Source organism: Maribacter luteus, from assembly GCF_009674825.1.
Classification (GTDB): domain Bacteria; phylum Bacteroidota; class Bacteroidia; order Flavobacteriales; family Flavobacteriaceae; genus Maribacter_A; species Maribacter_A luteus.
In genome coordinates this window covers 316,232-339,552 of the sequence record NZ_WKJH01000005.1, presented here as the reverse complement: position 1 = coordinate 339,552, position 23,321 = coordinate 316,232, and the positions used below count along the sequence as shown (strand labels likewise).

The 23,321-nt window shown below is 38.2% G+C and carries 18 protein-coding genes; 12 read left to right on the top strand and 6 right to left on the bottom strand.

Annotated elements, in window-relative coordinates; genetic code table 11:
• The first annotated feature begins 69 nt into the window (after positions 1-69).
• The 3 genes from GJ691_RS09285 (at position 70) to GJ691_RS09275 (ending at position 4,514) form a co-directional block, all read left to right on the top strand.
• Positions 70-930 carry an MBL fold metallo-hydrolase gene (locus GJ691_RS09285; RefSeq protein ID WP_154366140.1) on the top strand — a complete coding sequence of 287 codons (861 nt, stop codon included), beginning with the start codon at positions 70-72 and terminating at the stop codon, positions 928-930.
• An 80-nt stretch (positions 931-1,010) separates the two neighbouring features.
• Positions 1,011-2,633, top strand: a complete 1,623-nt coding sequence (locus tag GJ691_RS09280; protein ID WP_154366137.1) for a S8 family peptidase — start codon at positions 1,011-1,013, stop codon at positions 2,631-2,633.
• A 21-nt stretch (positions 2,634-2,654) separates the two neighbouring features.
• Positions 2,655-4,514 (top strand): M1 family metallopeptidase, encoded by a 1,860-nt coding sequence (locus GJ691_RS09275; RefSeq protein ID WP_154366135.1) that lies wholly within the window; start codon positions 2,655-2,657, stop codon positions 4,512-4,514.
• Between the two features lie 12 nt (positions 4,515-4,526).
• On the opposite strand, the gene GJ691_RS09270 is transcribed toward GJ691_RS09275, so the two are convergent.
• Together GJ691_RS09270 and GJ691_RS09265 are read right to left on the bottom strand one after the other, a co-directional pair.
• Complete coding sequence (locus GJ691_RS09270) at positions 4,527-5,747, bottom strand: M14 family metallopeptidase (protein ID WP_154366133.1); 1,221 nt, start codon at positions 5,745-5,747, stop codon at positions 4,527-4,529.
• 3 nt (positions 5,748-5,750) lie between these two features.
• A complete protein-coding gene (locus GJ691_RS09265; protein WP_154366131.1) occupies positions 5,751-7,601 on the bottom strand; it encodes a glutamate-cysteine ligase family protein in 1,851 nt (616 codons plus the stop codon).
• 197 nt (positions 7,602-7,798) lie between these two features.
• Between GJ691_RS09265 and rnpA the strand changes: the two genes are divergently transcribed.
• The 4 genes from rnpA (at position 7,799) to GJ691_RS09245 (ending at position 12,501) form a co-directional block, all read left to right on the top strand.
• The gene (rnpA, locus tag GJ691_RS09260) at positions 7,799-8,209 is read left to right on the top strand and encodes a ribonuclease P protein component (protein ID WP_343033472.1); all 411 of its coding nucleotides are present in this window, start codon (positions 7,799-7,801) and stop codon (positions 8,207-8,209) included.
• The gene (locus GJ691_RS09255) at positions 8,193-9,821 is read left to right on the top strand and encodes a S41 family peptidase (RefSeq protein ID WP_154366128.1); all 1,629 of its coding nucleotides are present in this window, start codon (positions 8,193-8,195) and stop codon (positions 9,819-9,821) included. The genes rnpA and GJ691_RS09255 overlap by 17 nt, the downstream gene beginning before the upstream one ends.
• Positions 9,822-10,079: 258 nt before the next feature.
• Positions 10,080-11,588 carry a S10 family peptidase gene (locus GJ691_RS09250; RefSeq protein ID WP_154366126.1) on the top strand — a complete coding sequence of 503 codons (1,509 nt, stop codon included), beginning with the start codon at positions 10,080-10,082 and terminating at the stop codon, positions 11,586-11,588.
• 43 nt (positions 11,589-11,631) lie between these two features.
• Positions 11,632-12,501, top strand: coding sequence for a fructosamine kinase family protein (locus tag GJ691_RS09245; RefSeq protein WP_154366124.1), 870 nt, complete (start codon positions 11,632-11,634; stop codon positions 12,499-12,501).
• Here the strand turns inward: GJ691_RS09245 and GJ691_RS09240 are convergent.
• Positions 12,498-13,691 carry a C40 family peptidase gene (locus GJ691_RS09240; protein WP_154366122.1) on the bottom strand — a complete coding sequence of 398 codons (1,194 nt, stop codon included), beginning with the start codon at positions 13,689-13,691 and terminating at the stop codon, positions 12,498-12,500. The genes GJ691_RS09245 and GJ691_RS09240 overlap by 4 nt on opposite strands.
• Positions 13,692-13,786: 95 nt before the next feature.
• Between GJ691_RS09240 and dcm the strand changes: the two genes are divergently transcribed.
• The 4 genes from dcm to GJ691_RS09220 all read left to right on the top strand — a co-directional run bounded on the left by dcm (position 13,787) and on the right by GJ691_RS09220 (position 18,636).
• On the top strand, positions 13,787-15,013 hold the full coding sequence (dcm, locus tag GJ691_RS09235) for a DNA (cytosine-5-)-methyltransferase (RefSeq protein ID WP_154366120.1): 1,227 nt from the start codon (positions 13,787-13,789) through the stop codon (positions 15,011-15,013).
• A 3-nt stretch (positions 15,014-15,016) separates the two neighbouring features.
• Positions 15,017-15,628, top strand: coding sequence for a hypothetical protein (locus tag GJ691_RS09230; protein ID WP_218944428.1), 612 nt, complete (start codon positions 15,017-15,019; stop codon positions 15,626-15,628).
• A 240-nt stretch (positions 15,629-15,868) separates the two neighbouring features.
• Positions 15,869-18,136 (top strand): glycoside hydrolase family 3 N-terminal domain-containing protein, encoded by a 2,268-nt coding sequence (locus GJ691_RS09225; RefSeq protein WP_179955072.1) that lies wholly within the window; start codon positions 15,869-15,871, stop codon positions 18,134-18,136.
• 125 nt (positions 18,137-18,261) lie between these two features.
• Entirely contained in the window at positions 18,262-18,636 is a 375-nt protein-coding gene (locus GJ691_RS09220; RefSeq protein ID WP_154366116.1) for a hypothetical protein, read from the top strand.
• Between the two features lie 11 nt (positions 18,637-18,647).
• Here GJ691_RS09220 and GJ691_RS09215 read toward each other — a convergent pair whose 3' ends face one another.
• The 3 genes from GJ691_RS09215 to rpiB all read right to left on the bottom strand — a co-directional run bounded on the left by GJ691_RS09215 (position 18,648) and on the right by rpiB (position 20,494).
• Positions 18,648-19,088 (bottom strand): GNAT family N-acetyltransferase, encoded by a 441-nt coding sequence (locus GJ691_RS09215; RefSeq protein ID WP_154366114.1) that lies wholly within the window; start codon positions 19,086-19,088, stop codon positions 18,648-18,650.
• 2 nt (positions 19,089-19,090) lie between these two features.
• Positions 19,091-19,999, bottom strand: a complete 909-nt coding sequence (locus tag GJ691_RS09210) for a cation diffusion facilitator family transporter (RefSeq protein WP_154366112.1) — start codon at positions 19,997-19,999, stop codon at positions 19,091-19,093.
• Between the two features lie 63 nt (positions 20,000-20,062).
• Positions 20,063-20,494, bottom strand: coding sequence for a ribose 5-phosphate isomerase B (gene rpiB, locus GJ691_RS09205; protein WP_154366110.1), 432 nt, complete (start codon positions 20,492-20,494; stop codon positions 20,063-20,065).
• A gap of 614 nt (positions 20,495-21,108) precedes the next feature.
• Between rpiB and rnr the strand changes: the two genes are divergently transcribed.
• The gene (gene rnr / locus GJ691_RS09200) at positions 21,109-23,298 is read left to right on the top strand and encodes a ribonuclease R (RefSeq protein ID WP_154366108.1); all 2,190 of its coding nucleotides are present in this window, start codon (positions 21,109-21,111) and stop codon (positions 23,296-23,298) included.
• Positions 23,299-23,321 lie beyond the last annotated feature (23 nt).

Here is a 23,321-nt window from a genome sequence, read left to right as displayed (position 1 = left end):
TAAATAGGGGCTAGGATAAATAAACCCTGCGCTTTTATTAATTTGCAGTTTTTTTATGATTTCCCTCACATGATATTATATCCTATAGAGACTGGTAACTTTAAATTAGATGGTGGAGCTATGTTCGGCGTTGTTCCAAAATCCATCTGGAACAATACCAATCCTGCAGATAGTAATAATATGATAGACATTGCCGCTCGCAGTTTATTGGTCGAGGATGGTGAAAGATTGGTTCTCATAGATACGGGCATGGGTAATAAGCAATCCGATAAATTTTTCGGCTATTACCATCAATGGGGAGATCACTCCTTGGATAAATCATTGGCAAAACACGGTTTTCATCGTAATGACATTACCGATGTCTTTATGACACACCTTCATTTTGACCATTGTGGAGGAAGTATCCAATGGAACAAAGATCGAACAGGTTACGAACCGGCCTTCAAAAATGCACACTTTTGGACCAATAAGGATCATTGGCAATGGGCGATTGAACCCAACGTTAGGGAGAAGGCCTCTTTCTTAAAAGAAAACTTACTCCCCATGCAAGAGAGTGGGCAATTGAAATTCATAAACAGGGGGGAAAGCACTTTTATTGAAAATTCTGAATTAGGTTTTGACATATTGTTCGTAGACGGCCATACCGACAAGCAAATGCTTCCTATTTTACGATATAAAGGCAAAAACCTTGTCTTTGCCGCCGATTTAGTGCCAACGACCGGGCATATTCCCATTCCCTACGTTATGGGATATGATACCCGACCACTATTGACCATGGAAGAAAAAAAAGTGTTCATGGATAATGCCATTTCATCTGAATATCATTTGTTCTTGGAGCATGATGCCCACCATGAAATCTGTTCCCTTAAAAAAACGGAAAGAGGTGTACGTTTAGATAAAGTGCACACTTTTGATGAATTGTTCGGTTAAGACCTAATTTTGGAACTTTTGAAAAATATCTACAGTAAATACTAATCTTTAAACATAGACATTAATTCAATTTTTATACAATGAAACATAATATTTCCAAACCTTTGATCGGGTTTTTTACAGCTAGTATCTTAATGGGTTGCGGTGCAACCACCTTGATTTCTACCCCAGTGGAGAATATCGATTCCTTGCCACTGAAAGTTTCGGAATTGACCGAAAGTGAAAAAAAATCATGGAGCCATGCAGATTTATTGACCGATACCATTCCGGGTATGAGTGTTGATAAAGCATATCGTGAAATCATAGGGAAGAAAAAGGGAACTAAAATTATCGTAGCTGTCCTAGATTCGGGAATGGATCTTGAACATGAAGATTTGGATGATGTTTTATGGACCAATAAGAAAGAAAAACCCGGTAATAACATAGATGATGACAATAATGGCTTTGTAGATGATATTCATGGGTATAATCTCTTAGGTGAATCTTATGATGAGCAATTGGAATTTGCCAGAATCGTTCGTTTAAAAATCGGGGACGCGGAATTACAGGCAAAGGCCAAAGCCGAATTGGATAAAAAATATCCGGAAGCCCTAGCAAACAAACAACAGTACGAGCAGATATACCAAACCGTAAAAGGTGCGGATTCCGCAGTAAAAGAGCATCTAGGGAAATCAGAATATACCAAAAAAGATTTGGCCGCAATAGAGACAGAGGATGAAGCAATGCAAAGAAATGTTGCCGTTTTAACGCAAATGTTGACTTATGCCGATACTATTCCTGAAATATTAGAGCAATTGGAAGGTGGAATAAAACATTTCTCCGATCAGTTGAACTATAATTTAAATGCTGAATTTGACGGAAGAAAAGTCGTTGGTGACGATCCCTATGATATCATGGATACCAAATACGGGAACGGGAACCCCCAGAACAGGGTCGAGGACGAAAGTCACGGTACCCACGTTGCTGGTATTATCGCTGCAGAAAGGAACAACGGTATCGGTGCCAATGGGGTGGCCAATAATGTTGAAATCATGAGTATTCGTGCCGTGCCCAATGGTGATGAATATGACAAGGATATAGCTTTGGGTATACGCTACGCAGTTGATAACGGCGCAAAAATCATTAATTGTAGCTTCGGTAAGTCTTATTCCCCAAATGCAGAGTGGGTTTATGATGCCATTAAATATGCCGCTTCAAAAGATGTATTGATCGTTCATGCCGCCGGTAACGATGGAAAGGACCTAGATGACCCGAACAATCCCAATTTCCCAAATGACCAAATAAACAATGGTCCGGAAATTGCTGATAACGTAATTACTGTTGGGGCATTAGATCCTAAATATGGTTCTGAGATGGTAGCCTCTTATTCGAATTATGGAAAAGTGAACGTTGATATCTTTGCTCCGGGAACTGATATTTATTCCACTATACCTCATAATGAATATGAATTTATGCCTGGTACATCCATGGCCTCACCTGCAGTGGCAGGCGTTGCCGCTTTGGTTTGGTCGCAATACCCTAGTCTAAGTGCTTCCCAAATAAAGAAAATCATTTTGGAGTCTGGCCTTAGCACTGAGACAACTGTTGTTTTAGGGGGGGATTCTTCCAAAACCAATACTATGGATAAAATCAGCAAATCAGGTAAAATGGTAAATGCCTACAACGCATTGATCATGGCCCAACAAATAGCCCGTGGTAAATAAAACTAAACACTTGATTTGAATATGCAGTTAAAAAAAACAGTACTTCTTATAGTTCTTATGGCCTTAGGGGCATTGGGGCAAGCGCAAAACAACACACCATATTGGCAACAACATGTCGATTACACCATGAAGGTCGATATGGATGTTAAAAACTATCAATATGAGGGCACGCAGAAATTGGTTTATACGAACAATTCTCCCGAAGAATTGTCACGTGTATACTATCATTTATATTTCAATGCTTTTCAGCCAGGTAGTGAAATGGATATTCGCTTACAGAATATCGAAGATCCCGATGGCAGAATGATGGAGGAAGGAAAAAGTAGGATAGCTGCTTTAAAACCCGATGAAATTGGATTTTTACATGTTTCCTCCCTATTACAGGAAGGACAAAAAGTTGCGTTTAATGAAGAAGGTACTGTTTTGGTCGTTGAATTGGCCAAACCTATTCCCTCTGGTGGAAAAACCACTTTTGAAATGACCTTTAACGGACAGGTTCCTTTACAGATCCGCCGTTCTGGGCGAAATAACGAAGAGGGAGTTGCTTTATCCATGAGCCAATGGTACCCTAAACTGGCCGAGTATGATTTTGAAGGATGGCATGCCGATCCTTATATTGCCAGGGAATTTCATGGGGTTTGGGGAGATTTCGACGTTGAACTGACCATAGACAAGGGTTATGTTGTCGGTGGCACCGGCTACCTCCAAAATGCGCAAGAAATAGGGCATGGTTATGAGGCTCCTGGAACAAAAGTGAAAAAAGTAAAGGGTAAGACCCTTACCTGGCACTTTAAGGCTCCAATGGTTCATGACTTTATGTGGGCTGCAGACCCAAAATATGTTCATGACACCTTACAGGTAGAAAACGGCCCCCTACTCCATTTTCTATATAAAAACGATCCTGAAATCCGTGATAACTGGAAAAAACTTCAGCCTAAAACCGCTGAAGCCATGAAATTCTACAGTGACAATATCGGTAAATACCCTTATGAGCAATATTCAGTGATCCACGGGGGTGATGGGGGAATGGAGTATGCCATGAGTACCCTTATCACAGGCGGCCGTAAATTCGGTAGTTTGGTGGGGGTAATGACCCACGAAATGGCCCACTCTTGGTTTCAACATGTTTTGGCCACCAATGAATCCAAACATGAGTGGATGGATGAAGGTTTTACCACCTTTATCTCTACGCTCTGTATGAACAAGATCATGGAGCAAAACAAAGAGAATCCTTTTGAAAATACCTACAATGGGTACCGAAGGTTAGCGCTATCAGGTAAAGAGCAGCCCCAGACCACCCATGCCGATCGTTATGACAATAATTTTGCTTATGGGGTATCGGCCTATAGTAAAGGTGCTGTTTTCCTTGCACAATTAGGTTATATCATTGGGCAGGATAAATTAATGGAGACCCTGCATAAATATTATGACGATTTTAAATTCGAACATCCTACTCCCAACGATTTCAAAAGAACGGCAGAGAAAGTATCCGGAATGGAACTGGATTGGTACCTGACTGATTGGACACAGACTACAAATACCATCGATTACGGTGTAAAAGATGTAATAAATGAAGGTTCCAAAACAAAAATAACTTTGGAAAGAATAGGGCTTATGCCAATGCCTTTGGATATTCTGGTAGTATATTCAGATGGTACCCGTGAAACTTTTTACGCACCCCTTCGTATGATGCGTGGGGAAAAGGAAAACCCTTACGGGGATATTCAACGAACCACTTTGCCGGATTGGCCCTGGGCATATCCGACTTTTGATTTTTCTGTAGACAAGCCTATAGAGGATATAACGGCCATAATGATAGATCCTTCACAACTAATGGCCGACGTTGATCCGCAAAACAATTTGTGGCAAGCCAATAATTAGAAAACCGGGGGCTTAAATCGATTTTCGGGTAGTGATCCTATACCACCAGGTATTTCTATACATCCCGTTTTTAGCTGTAAGCTCCCGATTGTTCATTATAAAATGGGTCTTGTCTATAATGCGGTTCCTATAGCCTAAAAGGTGAAAAAATGGCCTTGTGAAGAAAGTAGCGACCCTTGTATTGACCATAAGGGATTCTTTTTCTTTATTGGCCCAAGAAAGACCGGGCAAATAATGTAAAAGGGTGCCAAATCTAATCCTTCTTAAAAAAGCGGATAAGGCGAGTACCCAAAATGGGAGTTTACGTATCAGAAAAAAGCCTTCACCACCTTGTTCCTGATACAAAGGCATAAAGATTATGGTATCTTTCTCCGCTTCTATGAACTCTTCATTTTCTATGGCTATGGGGGTTCCCTCAACCACTTCCTCAAAACTATGGAACCCAGCCATCATTTTAAATTCGCTATTATCATCAAGGGCATGGCGGTGAACTATTTCATAAAAATTGGAGTCGTTCCCAGCGGAATTTTGAAGTTGCCCATAGTACCCTTTAAAGTTATTGATGTTGGATTTGTTTAAAAATCCGCTATACACCATGGCCAACCAAGTAAATGCGATACTGTTCTTGATCGAAGCATCCTCGGTATGTTGACCCGATTCAAAACCTAAGGAAACATAACCCCTTTCATTAATGTAACTCAACAAAGGTCCTTCTAAATACTCCTCGATACCAAGAATTATGGGTACAGGGAATAGTTTTGAGAACCTCCTATTGATCAAAGCATCGTTAATGGTGATAAAAGGCAGTGTTTTACTAGAGGTAGTATGGTAATCGATAAAATAAAAAGGTCCTTTTTCAGTTTCCAAAATACCTTGAACCAGTATAAATATTTCCAGCAACTCCTTCTCTTCGTTCAAAAGATGTTCATAGTCACTGTTCTGAATCCTTTCGATTTCTGTTTTCGTCCAAATTCGGTTCAAATCCTTATCCAGATACCGCTTACCTTTTGATAATGCAGGTAAATTACCTTTAATGGCATAAAGACTACCATGATAACTGAAATCGCCTTTACCCAATTCCTTTAGGACATTTTCGAGGGCAGTAACCCCAGCTTGTTCGTTACCATGTATTCCCCCGAAAAATATCAAAACAGGCCCCGGAGTCTCCCCTTGGATTTGACCAATAAAACGTTTGGTCTTTACATCGATCTTGGGGCTCGGGGTTTCAGTCATCTGTCAAAGATCTTTGGAGGTGACAATACCGATCAACCTATTGTTACGTACTATGGGTAAGCAATTTATCTTATTGCTCTGCATAAGGGCCTGTGCCTCTTCCAATGGTGTAGCGGGATCAACAACTATCAAATCGCGTTGCATGATGTTCTTAATGGTTTCGCCATGGTCTTCGGGACGATCCAAATACTTTACAACATCTGTCCATGTAAGAAGACCTACCAAATCCATATGATCATTAAGAATGGGTACATGGTGAATATCCTTCCAACGCATCATGCTCAACACCAACTCTAAACTGTCATTTTCCTGGGCGGTGATCATTTTGATATTCATACGTTCCCCGATTTTCCTGTTCTCTTTGGGAACCCTGAACTCATCGCCTCTTGGTAATTGCCATGCATCGATCGCATAGCCCTTTTGCTGTCTTTCGTAAATGGTGGCAGTCAATATTTTCAGGGCGTCGGAGGTCTTATATTCTTTTTTTAATTTTCTGAATCCTTCAACCATCCATCGTGAACCATTGGTTGATCGTACACGATGTTTGATCATCCTTAAATAGTTTTCGGCATCCTTGGGGGCTACATTCATACTATATAATCCCCTATAAGCCATGGGTAATAAATGGTCTAGGATAAGATCGTGACTTGAGATCAATTTATTGTCCCAATAAAACTGGGCCGCCATTCCGTATCTAGCTGCATTGAAGAAGTTGCTCTTTATATCCTTGAAATCCATTTTGGTATGGATATTATCGAACTCTTTTGGTCTTCCTTTCATTAACCCCACCCAGAACATCATATTCGCGATCTCATCTGCCGTTGAAGGCCCGGATGGCAAATACCTGTTTTCCAATCGCATATGGGGTTTACCGTTGGTGGTGCCATAACACAGCCTATTCCATTTATAAACCGTACCATTATGCAATTTCAATGCTTTCAATTTAGGAACATTGCCTTCTTCAAGTTCCGTTAAACTATCGGTATCGAAATCAGTGGTCAGCAAGCTCCTGAATCGGATTACGGAATCCTTAAAGAAATCAACGACCGATCCTTCGGCCCAATCATTCCCAAAACCTACCCTAGATTCCCTCTCGTTAAGAATAAAGGTGCTTGCCCTTGTATCTACACTTTGTGCAAAAAGTGCAATACGTGATTCTTCCCAAAGCTCTCGACCCACTAACAAGGGGGAATTGGTGCATATGGATAAAACCGGACCGGCAATGGCCTGGGCCCAATTATAAGTTTCAGCAAAATTATTCGGATCTATTTGCAAATGCGCTTGAAAACTCGTGTTACAGCCTTCATAAAGGATTGAGTCGTGTTTAAGGTTCAACTCATCCACTCCTTTTATATGCAGTTCTATATCGTTTTTACGAACCTCGGTAATTGCTTCGTTCAGTACCTGATACCTCTTTACAGGTGTCATGTACGACAATTTTAAATGCTTTGACCTAATAGTGGGCAAAATACCCGTAAGAACCAATTTGGTATCGAATTCCTCGGCAGCTTTCTGGGCTTGATCCAAAAGTTCTTTCAACTTACCATGCAACTCTGAAAAGCATTCACCTTTGAATTCCACAGGCTCCAAATTAATCTCAAGATTATAAAGCGCCAATTCAGAAGTAAAATACTTTTTATTCAATTTCTCCAATATCTGATCGGCATTTTTCGCAGGTTCCCATTCTTCATTTACCAAACAAAACTCTTGCTCTACCCCTACTCTTGAAACATCTTTCTCGAACATGTCGTTCTCGAGCATCAATTCCAATGCTTTTATATCAGCGATCAGCTGTTTAAGGTACATTCCCTTGTTAGGATTGCCAATTAATTTCTCAACATTCAATTCTCCCATTATCAATTGTATTAAAGTCTGCAAGTTATTGCAAAATAGGCATTATTCCATACAAGATAGAACCTTTTTATGCTGCGTACAAATGACAATTGTCATAAAAACCCATGCAACGAATTTTCTTTACTTTTGCATCATGGTATAAAGAATGTCTTTATGCATATTTAAAATAGGGTTTTACCCCATTAAGTCAGGATTCCATAAAAACGAACAACATAGAAAAACACAACTTTACTTTTCCCAGAAAAGAAAAGTTGAAGAGCAAGAAGTTGATCGAACAACTTTTCAAGGAAGGAAAGCACCTCTCGAGTTTTCCTTATAAACTTATATATTTAAAAATGGACGAACCTATGGAAGTACGGTTTAAAACCGGGGTGGCCGTTCCAAAAAAGAATTTTAAAAGTGCCGTGAAACGAAATCGGATAAAACGATTACTACGAGAGACTTACAGACTTAACAAACATCTGGTTTTTAACAATAGTGAGGGAAACTTTACGTTTCTAATTTTATATCTTGGCAAAGACATGCCCACGTATAAACAGGTTGAAAAAGGCATGCTTGCAATTCTTCAGAAATTTCTAAATAAAATCGATAATGCAAAAGTTGATTAAGAAAAAGGTACTTATCCCGGTATTGGCGATAACTTTTTTACTTGTTGGTAGTAGTTTTAAAAGTGATTTTTTCGAAATAGCGAAACAAATAGAGATTTTTACCACACTTTTTAAGGAACTCAACATGAATTATGTTGATGAGACCAATCCTGCGGAATTGATGGATACTGCCATAAAAAACATGCTCAATGAATTAGATCCCTATACCAAATTCTTGAACGAGCAGGACGTAGAGGCGTTTAAAATAAACAACGCAGGGGAATATTCCGGTATCGGGGCAGTGGTTCGTTCATATAATGACCGATTGTTGGTCATAGAGCCTTATAAAGATTACCCTGCCGACAAAGCGGGATTAAAAGCAGGGGATGAAATAGTCAAAATCGGAAATATCAATGTCGCTGATTTTGATGATAATGCCAGCGAACTTCTTAAAGGTGCGAACAATTCCGAAGTGGAGATAACGTACAAAAGGCAAGGTAAGACGAACACCACAACCATTAAACGTGAATCCATAGAGGTAGATGCCGTACCCTATTATGATATGGTAGATGCGAAGACTGGCTTTATCGTCTTGGCCAAATTCAATGCCAAAGCTTCTGCGCAAACCAAGGATGCCTTGTTGGATCTTAAAGGAAGAGGTGCGGAAAAGATTATTTTGGACCTTCGTGGAAACCCTGGGGGATTACTATCAGAGGCCATTAACGTAACCAATCTTTTTGTTCCAAAAGGGGAGTTGATCGTTACCACCAAATCAAAAGTTAAAAAATTCAATTCGGAATACAGGACCAAACATAAACCCGTTGACACTGAAATTCCCTTGGTGGTTTTGGTTAACGGCAACAGTGCTTCGGCCAGTGAGATCGTTTCCGGAAGTCTTCAAGATTTAGATCGTGCCGTGATCATGGGTGCCCGTAGTTTTGGAAAAGGTCTGGTTCAAAGGCCTATGAAACTTACTTATGGAACGCAATTGAAAGTAACCATTAGCCGATACTACACTTCTTCAGGAAGGTGCATACAATCCTTGGATTATTGGAATAGGGATGAAAATGGCAATGCGGTAAGACAAACACAATTCAATGAATTTAAAACAAGGAATGGACGTAAGGTCCAAGACGGTGGTGGGGTTTTACCCGATATTCTTATTGATGAACTGAATACCAATTCGTTATTGAAGGCATTGGATGAAAACAATATTGTTTTTGATTATGCAACCGATTACTATTACACAAATAGTATTGAAAGTGTAAATGATTTCTCCTTATCTGACACAGACTTCGATACGTTCAAATCTTTTGTCGCCCAAAGTAATTTTGCTTATGAAACAAAGTCTGAAAAAGCCATTAAAGAAGCGATGTCAAGTGAGAACGATGATATTCTGGGTGATTCAGTAAAGGAAAACTATAGATCTTTATTAAATGAGATTGAAAAAAGTAAGTTAATCGCTTTGGACAAATATCATAAAGAGATCAAGAAAAAATTAGAGGATGAAATCATAAAAAGATACTTCTACCGTGAAGGGTTATTTACGTATTATTTGAACCATGACGAGGCTATCTTGGCAGCAAAAGAGTTATTGGCCAACGATAACAAATACAAAGGCATATTGCAATAAATATTACACGAAAACCCTTTTGGTTAAATATTCTTGTTTTCAATTTATAATAGTCACTCCCTATCCTTTTTGGAACTAATCGAGACTTGACATTGTATTTTTAGGTTTTATGAGCTTTATTTCCACAGAATTGGAAGTAAGACCGAGGAATAATGGTCATGATTAAGTACTTTTAATTCACCGAATGCCTTCTAAAGGAAAATCAATATACCAGATAGACATTTTACGGTACAACGAACACATATTCCGACCCAGAAAATGAAAAAACTACTACTTGCCCTTTTTATTGCATCGCATATTTCTTTAATGGCACAAAAAGATAAAGAAGACCCTAAGGTAGAACCCATTCCAAAACCCCAAAGTTTCGTTACTACCCATAAAGGGGTTTTTGGTGGCAAGACCTTAACGTATAAGGCTACAGCCAAGGAAACCTATCTAAAAAATGAAAAAGGAGACTCTATAGCTTCCATATGGTCGGTCGCATATACCCAAGATGGTATGGTAAATAGTGCCCAAAGACCTGTAACGTTTATTTTCAATGGGGGTCCGGGTTCTGCTTCTGTTTGGTTACATATGGGTTTGTTCGGCCCAAAGATCGTAAAGGTCGACTCCGATGCCAAAAAAGATGATGGTGCCGCTCCTTATGACCTAAAAACCAATGAAAATGGTCTTCTTGACCTCACCGATATGGTATTTATAGACCCTGTAGGTACGGGTTATAGCCGGGTTGTTGGCAAGGGTAAAGAAAAAGACTTTTGGGGTTTAAAGGAAGATGCTTCTTCGGTTGCCCAATTCATACGATTATGGATTACCGAGAACAAGCGGTGGTTTTCACCTAAATATATTGCAGGTGAAAGTTACGGAACTACGCGTGCCGCAGCTGTAGGAAAAGCATTGGAAGGGAACGGGCAAAATATGGCCTTGAACGGACTTATACTTATTTCCCAAGCACTGGATTATGACGGTTCAACATCAATACATAACAATATTACCTCTTATGTAACCTATTTGCCCAGTATGGCAGCTACGGCCTGGTACCATAAAAAGGCCGGACAAGGTAAAAACCTAGCGGATTTTATAGAAGAGTGCCGTAAATTCACTTATGATGTTTATACTCCGGCATTATACCGGGGATCTTTATTGACCGATAGTGAAAAAAACTCCATAGCTGAAAAAATGTCCTATTTCATTGGATTGGACAAAGACTATATCCTTAGGTCTGACCTTCGTATTCTAATGCATCGTTTTCAAAAACAATTATTGGCAGATAAGGGACTTTCAATAGGGCGGTTAGATGGGCGTTTCATGGGTGATGAGGCCGATAAGCTTTCAGAAAACCCACATTTGGGAGATGCCTCCAGTTATCAAATAAGCTCGGCGTATACCGCTGCCTTGAACCATTATTATGCTTCTTCATTACATATAGAAATGGACAGGCCTTATCTGACCTCAAATAGCAAAATCGGTAGCAAATGGCGCTGGAGAACCGTACCTGAAGGCAGTTACTGGGAGCCCGCACCTGTAAATGTTTCCAGATCCTTGGGTGAAACTATGAGGCGCAATACCGATATGAAGGTCTTGGTGGCCAGTGGATATTATGATTTGATCACCCCGTTTTTTGATGCCGAATACACTTTTGCCAGAAACGGTATCGTAAAAGAAAGGGTTACCATGACCTATTATGAAGCAGGCCATATGATGTATGTTCATGAACCGGATTTAATAAAATTATCGAAAGACATTCGGGAGTTCCTAACTACTGAATAAATTCAACTACCTTAAATTAGGTAATTAGAAAGGTAAGTAAACTATGCTATCCTCAGGTCTTAAATCCCATTTGGGACAAATTTTGGAAAGTACCATCCAAAAGGTCGAAGTTGTAAGTGGAGGCGATATTTCGAAGGCATATTGTATATATACACCAACACAACGTTTCTTCTGTAAAGTAAACAACAGCGCTTTTGCAATGGAAATGTTCATTGCGGAAAAAGATGGTATAGAGATCATTGGCCATAGTAAAACCATTAGCGTACCGCAAATTTTAGGATGTGGGGAATTTGAAGGAAATTGTTTTTTATTGATGGAATTCATAGAAACCAAAAAACCGACCCAAAAGGATATGGAGACCTTTGGTCATCAATTGGCCCAAATGCATTCTTTCCCTGTTGGTGATTCCTTTGGTTGGAAACAGAACAATTTTATCGGAAGCCTACCACAATCAAATACCTATCATACTGAATGGACATATTTTTATGTACATGAGCGTTTGGTTCCCCAACTTCAAATGGGCTTGGATAAAAAGTTGTTGCACTTCAATGAAGTTCCTACAGAAAAATCACTTTTAGAAGGTTGTAAGGGATTCTTTCCGGAAATTATACCAGCCCTGCTCCATGGTGATCTCTGGAGTGGAAATTATCTCATAAGTAACGAAGGTATCCCTTATTTGATCGATCCAGCAGTGTACTACGGACACGCTGAGGTAGATTTGGCCATGACACGCCTTTTTGGTGGTTTTGGAACTTCATTTTATAACGCTTATGCAGAACATTTCCCTATCACCAAAGGTGTTGGGGAACGAACCGATTTATACCAATTGTATTACCTCTTGGTACATTTGAATTTATTCGGAAGATCTTATTACCCTTCAGTTATGAGGTTGCTCAGAAGATATTTTGATTAATCTTTGAAAATCGGGGTATTCACTAGATTTATCAACCCGTCTTCCTCTTCTTTCAAAATACGTTTGGAACGTAAATATCGATCTCGATTCCACGGATCAAAATTAGGGGCATTCGGATCCATACTACTTATACGCACCATATTCGAAGAATGGATAAATTCATTATTACCGATCCACATACCCACATGCACCACTTTTTCAGCTGTGGAATCTGTTGCCTTACGACCAAAAAACAACAAATCCCCTTTGATCAAGTTCTCAAAGTTTTTGGTAGAATCGATGGGCTTACCGGTATGTACCTGCTGTGAAGCATCACGGGGAATGACCATTCCGTTCAAAAAATAGATGGTTTTTGTGAATCCACTGCAATCCACCCCTTTGGTCGATGTACCTCCCCATAAATAAGGAACTCCCATTAATTTTTTAGAAGTCGCCACCAAGGATTCCGTTGTCGTATTCAGGTGCCCTAACCATTGATCATAATGCTGTGCCTCATCGGTAGCTACAAAAGCCGTTCTCCCATCAGGGTACCTAACTTCAAAAAAATCGGATGCCTTACCTATTGTTTCCAAAACCGCACCTGCCACAATATCTGAGACGACCTGTGATTCTTTATCGCTTTTGGAATAGGTATGTCCATACGTTTTTGTATAAATGATCTTTTCTGATGATTTCCACTCCACTATCGATAAGGAATCCATTAATTGAATACCTCCGGCATCGACCCACGAAAGATATTGGTCGGGGGTTTGTATTAAAAACCAATCCCCTTCTTTTTTATAAACCTTGACCGGTGTGCCCAAAGTAGCTTGTGTTGCCAATTCGGCAGAATGTTTAGGTTGGCTACGTAGATTGGCCACGGAAATGTTAATAACGGCTTGGGTTTCCCCTTTAAGTCCCTTCGAAGGCAACAACTGGACACTATCAATAAAATCGATTTTGTTAGCAGTTAACTTCAATTTTAAGGCATCGACCGCATTGGGTAGGTTGCTTTCCCCTTTTAAGATGTAAGAATCACTACTCCTAATAGCCTCTATATTAAAAAGGGCTACCCGTTTATCCGGTGCGTATTCATTTTTTACATCGGTGATCTGTTGCTGAAAGGGAATGCCGGCATCCTCCTTTACATTACATCCTTCCAACAAGAAAAAGATTATGAATACATACCTGAAAACGCACTTGAAAGTCATATACATCTATTTTTATTCAAAAGTAGATAATGATTTTTATCCTTCCCATTTCAATGTGCTATTCTTTTAACCGTTTTTCGCTAATTTAGCCTCCAATGGAAAAATTAAAGGTCATAGAACTCTTCGCGGGAGTCGGTGGTTTTCGATTAGGGCTTGAAAGCACGGGTGGTTATGAGGTGGTTTGGTCCAATCAATGGGAACCTTCAACAAAAACCCAACATGCATCAATGGTTTATGAGGCCCGGTTTGGTACCAAAAACCATAGCAATGAAGATATTTCTGAAGTTAAAACAGATGACATACCCAATGCCGATATTTTAGTCGGTGGATTTCCGTGCCAGGATTATTCCGTGGCGACGACTTTGCAGAACTCCAAAGGATTAATTGGTAAAAAGGGCGTTTTATGGTGGTCTATACATCGTATTCTTTCAGAAAAAAAGGCACCTCCCAAATATTTATTCCTAGAAAATGTAGACCGTCTGTTAAAATCCCCATCGACGCAACGTGGGCGTGATTTTGCCATAATGCTCAAAAGCTTGGATGATTTAGGATATGCGGTAGAATGGAGGGTAATCAATGCAGCGGATTACGGAATGCCCCAAAGACGTAGACGCATATTTTTTATAGGATACCATAAATCTACCCCGTTATATAAAAGGCTGAACAAAGCGGATAAAAAAGACTGGATTACCACAGATGGTACCATGGCAAGTGCTTTCCCGATAAACAGTACATTGGAACAATTTCACGATTTCACCTTAACCAACGATTTGGTGGAGATTTCAGAGCACTTCAATAAAGGGGAAAAGTTATCCCCTTTTGCCAATAGTGGTGCCTTTATTAATGGAAAAGTGTTTACGGCAAAGACGACTCCAAATTATGACGGAGTACGAACGGTATTAGGTGATGTACTTCAAAATGGAGAAGTTACAAAGGAGTTTTTTGTACCATCGGAAGAATACCCCAAGTGGGAATATTTAAAAGGGGCCAAGAGGGAAATTAGAACGGCAAAAAGCGGTTTTGAATACAACTATAGCGAAGGGGCCATGGTCTTCCCCGATGCTTTGGACAATGCCTCCCGTACCATTATCACCGGGGAAGGTGGTCGTAGTCCATCACGCTTTAAACATGTGGTACAAACCAACAAAGGGTTGCGAAGGTTAACCCCTGTGGAACTGGAACGGTTGAACATGTTCCCGGACAATCATACACGATTGGATGGCATCTCGGATACGAAACGTGCTTTTTTTATGGGCAATGCTTTGGTCGTTGGGGTGGTTGCACAAATAGGAAAAACACTCTTCGGTAAAATCAACAACTAAATTGTGGATGCGAGTAATTTTAAAAGTGATCTACAAAAGGAAACGCAGCTTTCTACGCTTTTAGATCGCCTTTACCATAAACACTTGAGGTTTTATGATTTTGAACGCATTTCGGACCTGAATCTACAGCTTAAGGGTGTGGACTTGATCTTTACGAAAAAAAGTAATCAAAAAGCGTTTTATATTGATGAAAAAGCACAATTGGATTACATAAATGACGATTTACCCACATTCGCTTTTGAGCTGAGTTATCAAAAAAATGGAAGTCTAAGACAAGGCTGGCTGTTTGACCCTAGTAAAAAAACCGATTTCTATGCACTGGTTACCGCCATCTATTCCGATGAACCCCAGCGCTATACGTCCTGTAAAATCACAATGGTTAACCGAGCCAACCTTCTTACCTTTTTAAAAACAAAAAACCTCACCCAAGAAACCCTGGAAAACTATCAAAAAGAAACCAATGGAAAGCACGGGAAGTTTGTATTGAAAGAGCTGCATTCCCATCAGGAAGGATATCTGTATTCATCAACAAAGAACAAAGCCGAAAAACCCTTGAATCTGATATTGAAACTCGATTTTTTGATAGAAAACGGAATTGCCAAACGTTTGATTTAAATGTTTTTATATTTTCATGACCCTTCTAATCAGTTATGTAATCTAGGCTAAAATCCGTCCCAAATCATTACTTTTAAACATCGACTTTGTGTTTGTGCACAACGTACAAAACACCATTTTCATTATTCATTTTTTTAAATGACTTCTATGCGGTTATTCAAATATATTACTACTACCATAGCATGTTTAAGCCTCATAACGGTATGCTATTCTCAAAAGAAGAAGGATAAACTACCCTATATGGATAGTAATCTTGAGGTTGAACTCCGAGTCAATGATCTGTTGGGCCGTATGACATTGGAGGAAAAAATCTCACAGATGCAGATGGTAAGCTTATCTTCCTTAGGATTCGATAAAAATGAAAAAGTAAGTCCGAGTTCTTTGGATAGTTTATTTCAAGGACAAAGCATTGGTTGTCTGGAGAGTCCGTTTATAGGAGTAGACCAAATCGCAAAGCTTTCTGAAGCTGCGGATGACTATCTTCGTAATAATACAAGACTGGGTATACCTGCCATTCAAATTGCAGAATGCCTGCATGGGCAGTTGGCCTTTGGCGCTACCATCTTTCCACAGGCCATTGCGCAAGGAAGTACTTGGAATACCGAACTTGTACAAAGAATGAGTGCCCATATTGCTTACGAAGCGAGCCTTTCTGGTGTTGATCAAGCCTTATCGCCTCTTTTTGATTTGGCGAGGGACCCAAGATATGGTAGGGTTGAAGAATGTTATGGGGAAGACCCCTTTCATGTAGCCGAAATGGGAAAAGCTTTTGTAATCGGTATGCAAGGAAATCCAGAGGTAACAAAAGAACATATACCGGATAATAAACTTATGTGTACGGCTAAACACTTTGTAGCCTATAGCACACCGATTGCAGGTATTAATTTGGGACCTAATAATGTTGGACCAAGGGATTTGAGGGATTTACACTTATATCCTTTCAAAAAGGTAATACAGGAAGCAAACATTTATTCGGTTATGCCTGCCTACAATGAACTTAATGGCATTCCACTACATAGCAATGAATATCTTATGAAAGATATTCTTCGTAATGAATTGGGTTTTAAAGGCTATGTATTTTCTGATTATGAGGCTATTTGGATGTTAGAACATTTTCATAAAGTAACCCATGACAAGAAAGAGACCGCTATTGGAGCAATAAAGGCAGGTATTGATCTTGAAGCACCAAAACCCTATGCATTTTCAGAATTGGAAGAACTTATAAAAGATGGTAAAATAGATATCTCTTTAATCGATCAAGCAGTTACCAACATTCTTACCGCAAAATTCAAAGCAGGTCTTTTTGAAAAACCTTATAACGCCCCTAAAAAGGTTTCGGAAATGGTTCATACACAAGAAGCAAAAAACCTTGCACTTGAAGTAGCCGAGGAATCTATAATACTTCTAAAAAACCAAAATGACCTATTGCCTTTAAAATCTTCCAACCTTAATTCAATCGCTGTTATAGGTCCCAACGCGGATCAGGTTCAATATGGAGATTATAGTGCCACTAAGGACAATGCATCTGGGGTAAACATTTTAGAGGGAATAAAGAATTATGTAAACAATACTATTAAAGTAAATTACGCCCAAGGGTGTACCATTACAGGTCTCGATAATAGTAATATCCCTGCAGCCGTGGCAGCAGCAGAGCAAAGTGATGTTGTTGTTTTGGTGATTGGGGGAACAAGTATGACCTTATCGGGTATTGGATGGGGAAAGGATATTCCCGGTGATTATGCAACTTCGGGAGAAGGTTTTGATAGAACCTCCTTAACACCTCCAGGCATTCAACCAGAATTGATTAAGGCCATATATGATACAGGTAAACCTATAATATTGGTCATGGTTCATGGGCGTGCCTATTCAATTGAATGGGAAAAAGAACATATACCTGCTATTGTCGAGGCATGGTATCCTGGGGAAGAAGGAGGAAATGCCGTTGCGAATATCCTTTTTGGGGAAGTGAATCCGTCAGGAAAATTACCGGTTTCGGTACCAAAAAGTGTAGGGCACGTGCCAACTTTTTATAATACGAAACCCTCAGGTAAGGGTTTTTATTACAAAAGGGGAACAAAAGAAAAACCAGGAAGGGATTATGTATTTTCCTCACCGGATGCCCTATTTCCCTTTGGTCATGGATTAAGTTATACCCAGTTCGAATATTCCGATTTAAAAGTTGAAAATACAAAGCTTGATAGGAAAGAGTCCGTAAACATATCAATGGTTATAAAGAACATTGGTATAAGAAAAGGCAAAGAAGTGATCCAGGTATATATCAACGATAAAGTCAGTTCGGTTACCACTCCTATAAAAGTTTTGAAAGAATTTAGGAAAATTGAGCTGAAACCATCTGAGACCAAGAAGGTTGAATTTTCCATACCGATTGAAGAACTCGGTTTATGGAATAAAAATATGGAATATTCGATAGAATCGGGAGAATTCGACATCATGATAGGCAGTTCCTCTGAAGACATACGCCTTACAAAAACCATAATGATCAACTAGGAAGGGTTCCTATTGTTGAAAATTAGATCCAATTACCTTATTTAATAAAATTTATTTTAACTTAATTCATTGTTAATCAATACTTAAAATTTGTTTTTATAAGAATTTTCCACTACTTTGGAAATATGATCAAAATAGATAAAACAGAGAATTTAGAATTTTTAGAGAAGTCCATTCACCATTTGGAAGCAACTGGTTTTGAAAATATCAAAGCTGATATGGAAGGGTACGAAACCCCAAAATCTTACATTCGAAAAGAAAGCGGTGTTAAAATTACCCCGGACATCGTAGCGCTGAAAAACGGAATCAAATATATTTTTGAAATCAGCCTAAAATCTGAAAAGCCGTTGCTATTGAAATCTAAATGGTTGTTTTTGGATACTTTGAGTCGACTAAAATCGAATCGTTTTCGAATTATCACTACTAAAGGGCATTACAAATTCACCAATAATATGCTTGAAGATATTAACCTTACCAACAAATCACCCATTCGTATTTAGATAGTTTCCAATTACTTTTTTAACATACCTATATGGGGAATACCATCTTCTAGATATTCTTGCCCAATTTCTATAAATCCTAAAGAATTATAGAATTTCTTAAGATACTTCTGTGCTGATATCTTAATGGTGGTTTCTTTGAAATTATCCAGAACAGCTTGTATGGAAGCATTCATAATTTCATAACCATAGCCATATTTTCGTTCTGATTCCTTGACTACCACACGACCTATACTGGCTTCTTTAAAATAATCACCAGGTTTGAATATTCGGGTGTAGGCGACTACTTCGTTGTTTTTCATTCCAAGAACGTGAAGTGCTTTTTGATCTTTTTGATCTATATCTTGGTATACACAGTCCTGTTCAACCACAAAAACTTCGGACCGTAGTCGTAACGTGCTATATAGTTCTTGTATTGAAAGTGCTTCGAATTCTTTTACTACTAGGTCCATTATTAATCTTGTACGATTATCTGTTTGGCGTCGCATTTACCAAATTCAGGCTGAATATTAACATGATTAATTCCAAAGTTATGGTATACCTCTTCCTCTATTTTATCTAAAATAATATCAAACTCGGAAAGTTTTATATCTTTTTGAAAATCTATATGGGCCTCAAGATGAACCTCATCCTCGTTCAATTGCCAAATATGCACATGGTGCACATTTTTTATAGGATCAATTTTACTAATGGCCTCAACGATATTTTGAACATGAATGGTACTTGGTGTAAATAACATGAGTACCCTAGTGGATTCTTTTAAAAGATCGTATCCCATGAATATTAGGTAAACGGCTATAGCCAAGGTCAAAGTTGGATCAACCCAATACATTTGAAAGAATTTCATTAACAACCCCCCTATCAATACGGCAACAGAAGCCAACATATCGGTTAACAGATGTAAATAAGCCGATTTCATATTCATATTATTATCAGCATGTTTTTTCAACAATAAAACACTGAAACCATTGGCTGCAATTCCTAAAAGGGATAACCAAATAACAAGGTTAGATTCAATAGGAATAGGATTCAAAAAACGCTCTATAGCTTCTTTTATCAATATAATGGCAACGATAATCAATGTAGCGGCATTTACGAAAGCTGCAATGATCTCTGCCCTTTTATATCCGAATGTTTTATTGGTACAAGCCTTCTTCTTTGAGAGGATGGTCGCAACATAACTCACGATCAACGAAAGTACATCGCTGAAATTATGGAGTGCATCTGACAATAGGGATAAACTACCTGAAATAAGTCCACCAATAACCTGGGAAACCGTTATAAGAATATTCAGGAATATAGATATAATAAGGTTCTTTCCTTTTAGGTCTGTATGGGCATGTGAATGATGATGATGTGCCATAAGAATAATTAAAAGGTTCGATGAAAAAAATTCATCAAATCGAAATATATAAAAATCTGCTTTTTATGAACAAGGTATCTTTTCAATACGTCTTTCATGCCTTCCGCCCTCAAAATTGGTATTCAAAAATACCTGTACCATTTCCAAGGCTTGGGGTAAAGAAATATATCTTGCCGGTAAACTCAAAATATTCGCATCATTGTGTTCTCGGGCCAATTGCACGATCTCTTTGTTCCAACAAAGGGCACAACGTATTTTTTGGTGTTTATTGGCGGTCATTGACGCACCATTGCCACTGCCACATATTATAATGCCAAAATCCACTTTTTCTTGCTCAACATCTTCTGCAACAGGATGCACAAAATCAGGATAATCTACACTATCACTACCATTGGTACCATAATTAGTGACTTCAATATCCATCGATTTTAATAGACCTATAATTGCTAGTTTATATTCTGTTCCCGCGTGATCGTTACCTATAGAAATTTTCATGATAATAAAATAAGGGTATGTTATATACAAAGGTACAATAACATTGTTATCCACAATAATAAAGAAGCTTTCACGTTAATAGTATATTATAATCAAATTACAATGTTATTATCTCTCCTTTATCATTTGTTAACTTGTTTATAAATAAGTAGAAAATAGTAGTATCTAAATTTTGTTATTACCATTCCTTTTTGTTGTACAAAACAATACTATAAGAAAAGAATTTACTTCTTAGAAAATAATAGGAAGATATTAAATTAATTCTGTTCGTAGTTAACAATAAATCAACTTATACTTATCAATAATTTAATGTTGAAACAGGTTATCAATATGCGTTGATAAAATTTATAATCCCCTGATTCATAAAAGGAATATGAAATGATAAGTTGTCAATAAACTTTTTTAATACTATAAACCTACTTTTTAAACCTTTTTTTATAACCACTATTAACAAGCAATCATAAACATCATTTTGTTTTTTAATTAATAAAAGAAAAATAGATATATATAATATATGTTGATAACATTGATCAATGTAAAATAAAGCTTAAGGTAATATGTATCATATAGGTAATGGATTATAATTTGTAATTTTCCACTCAAATAGAATTTTAATGTCGAAGAAGAAAAAGAAAGCAAGAAACCATAGAATAAACGAAATAACCAAAGGAATTTTTACCGTACTTGAAAAAGACCCTAAAAAAGGTTTCACTTATAAACAAATAGCCGAAAGAATCGGTGTTACTGATGCCAATGAACGCAATCAGCTAATAAAAAAACTTACCCAACTTAAAGAGAAAAAAAGAATTTTGGAAGAGACCAGAGGTCATTTCAAAGCAGTGCCATCCACTAAAACATACCATACGGGTAAAGTAGATATTACAGGTAGAGGCAATGCATATATTATTGTGGAAGGAATGGATGAAGATGTTTTCGTTCCTTTTAATAAATTAAAGAAAGCTTTTCATAAAGATACCGTTGAGGTTTATATTTTCCCGAAAAGGAAAGGAAAAAAATTGGAAGGTGAAATTACCAAGGTCTTAGAAAGAAACAAAACCTCTTTCGTGGGTATCGTGGATATGCAAAAGACCTTTGCTTTTGTAAGACCTTCAGATTTTAGAATGTACACCGATATTTTCGTACCAAAAGAAAAAATAAACGGTGCCCAAGATGGTGATAAGGTAATTGTTGAAATAACGGAATGGCCAGATAATACGGATTCCCCTTTCGGATCCATTACCGATGTTTTAGGTAAACCTGGGGAACACCAGACAGAAATACATTCAATTTTGGCGGAGTATGGTTTACCTTATGAATTTCCTAATGAGGTTGAGCAATATGCCAATAAAATAGATACATCTATAAAACCTGGGGAAATAGCCAAAAGAAGGGATATGAGAAAGGTACTTACCTTTACGATAGACCCTAAAGATGCAAAGGATTTCGATGATGCCCTTTCTTTTGAGATTTTGGATAATGGTAATTATGAAATAGGAATACACATTGCCGATGTATCGCATTATTTAAAACCGGATACTTTATTGGATGATGAGGCCTATAATAGGGCAACCTCGGTTTACCTTGTAGATCGTGTAGTACCCATGTTGCCCGAAGTACTTTCGAATAATGCCTGTTCTTTACGACCAAACGAGGAAAAATATACATTTTCCGCAATTTTTGAATTGAACGGTAAAGCACAGATCCAAAATCAATGGTTCGGTAGAACCGTTATAGATTCCAATGAACGCTTTGCCTATGAAGAAGCGCAGCATATTATTGAGAATGGTAATGGTAGTATACCTGACGAAATATCTATTCGTGGAGGAGCTTACACGGTTTCAGATGATGTTGTAAAGGCTACTTTGATAATGGATAAGTTAGCGAAGATCATGCGGGATAAAAGAATGCAACAAGGCGCTATTTCCTTTGATAAGGTTGAGGTTCGTTTTAATTTGAACGAAAACAATGAACCTGAAAGTGTTTATTTTAAAGAAGCCAAGGATGCCAATAAATTAATTGAGGAATTTATGTTACTTGCCAATCGTAAAGTAGCTGAGTTCATTGGAAAACAGAAGCCAAAGAAAACCTTTGTTTACCGAACACATGCCGATCCCGATGAAGATAAGTTAATTGCCCTGAATTCGATTATTTCAAGGTTCGGACATAAGTTGGACTTTAAAGACAAAAAGTCGATAAGTGCCTCTTTAAACCAGCTTCTCGAGGATGTTAAGGGTAAAAAAGAACAGAATTTGGTAGATACCCTTGCCATTCGAAGTATGAGTAAGGCCATTTATACCACCGATAATATAGGCCATTACGGTTTAGCCTTTGATTATTACACTCATTTTACTTCCCCAATTCGTAGATATCCCGATGTAATGGTACATCGTTTATTACAGCATTATTTAGATAATGGTGCTTCAGCCAAGGAAGAAGTATATGAGGATAAATGTAAACACTCTTCGGATATGGAAAGTTTGGCGGCCAACGCGGAACGTGATTCCATTAAGTACATGCAGATCAAGTTTATGCAGGATCATCAGGACCAAGAATTCGTCGGTGTTATTTCAGGGGTAACCGAATGGGGCATCTATGTCGAGATTATCGAGAATAAGTGCGAAGGCATGGTACGAATACGTGATATAAAAGGGGATTATTTTATCTTTGATGAAAAGGAATACGCCATTGTTGGTGAGCGTACCAAACAATCATATCAATTAGGGGATGAAGTCATAGTAATGGTAAAAAATACAGATCTTATAAAACGCCATCTAGACTTTTCACTCATCGGAAAGAACGAATAAATTCGTTTTTTGGAATAGAATTT

Coding starts and splice junctions, on each gene's coding strand:
- GJ691_RS09255 (WP_154366128.1), top strand. CDS start 8,193: ATGCAAAAGTTGATTAAGAAAAAGGTACTTATCCCGGTATTGGCGATA.
- GJ691_RS09245 (WP_154366124.1), top strand. CDS start 11,632: ATGCTATCCTCAGGTCTTAAATCCCATTTGGGACAAATTTTGGAAAGT.
- rnr (WP_154366108.1), top strand. CDS start 21,109: ATGTCGAAGAAGAAAAAGAAAGCAAGAAACCATAGAATAAACGAAATA.
- GJ691_RS09285 (WP_154366140.1), top strand. CDS start 70: ATGATATTATATCCTATAGAGACTGGTAACTTTAAATTAGATGGTGGA.
- GJ691_RS09215 (WP_154366114.1), bottom strand. CDS start 19,088: ATGGACCTAGTAGTAAAAGAATTCGAAGCACTTTCAATACAAGAACTA.
- dcm (WP_154366120.1), top strand. CDS start 13,787: ATGGAAAAATTAAAGGTCATAGAACTCTTCGCGGGAGTCGGTGGTTTT.
- GJ691_RS09270 (WP_154366133.1), bottom strand. CDS start 5,747: ATGACTGAAACCCCGAGCCCCAAGATCGATGTAAAGACCAAACGTTTT.
- GJ691_RS09220 (WP_154366116.1), top strand. CDS start 18,262: ATGATCAAAATAGATAAAACAGAGAATTTAGAATTTTTAGAGAAGTCC.
- GJ691_RS09240 (WP_154366122.1), bottom strand. CDS start 13,691: ATGACTTTCAAGTGCGTTTTCAGGTATGTATTCATAATCTTTTTCTTG.
- GJ691_RS09225 (WP_179955072.1), top strand. CDS start 15,869: ATGGATAGTAATCTTGAGGTTGAACTCCGAGTCAATGATCTGTTGGGC.
- GJ691_RS09265 (WP_154366131.1), bottom strand. CDS start 7,601: ATGGGAGAATTGAATGTTGAGAAATTAATTGGCAATCCTAACAAGGGA.
- GJ691_RS09275 (WP_154366135.1), top strand. CDS start 2,655: ATGCAGTTAAAAAAAACAGTACTTCTTATAGTTCTTATGGCCTTAGGG.
- GJ691_RS09280 (WP_154366137.1), top strand. CDS start 1,011: ATGAAACATAATATTTCCAAACCTTTGATCGGGTTTTTTACAGCTAGT.
- GJ691_RS09210 (WP_154366112.1), bottom strand. CDS start 19,999: ATGGCACATCATCATCATTCACATGCCCATACAGACCTAAAAGGAAAG.
- rpiB (WP_154366110.1), bottom strand. CDS start 20,494: ATGAAAATTTCTATAGGTAACGATCACGCGGGAACAGAATATAAACTA.
- GJ691_RS09250 (WP_154366126.1), top strand. CDS start 10,080: ATGAAAAAACTACTACTTGCCCTTTTTATTGCATCGCATATTTCTTTA.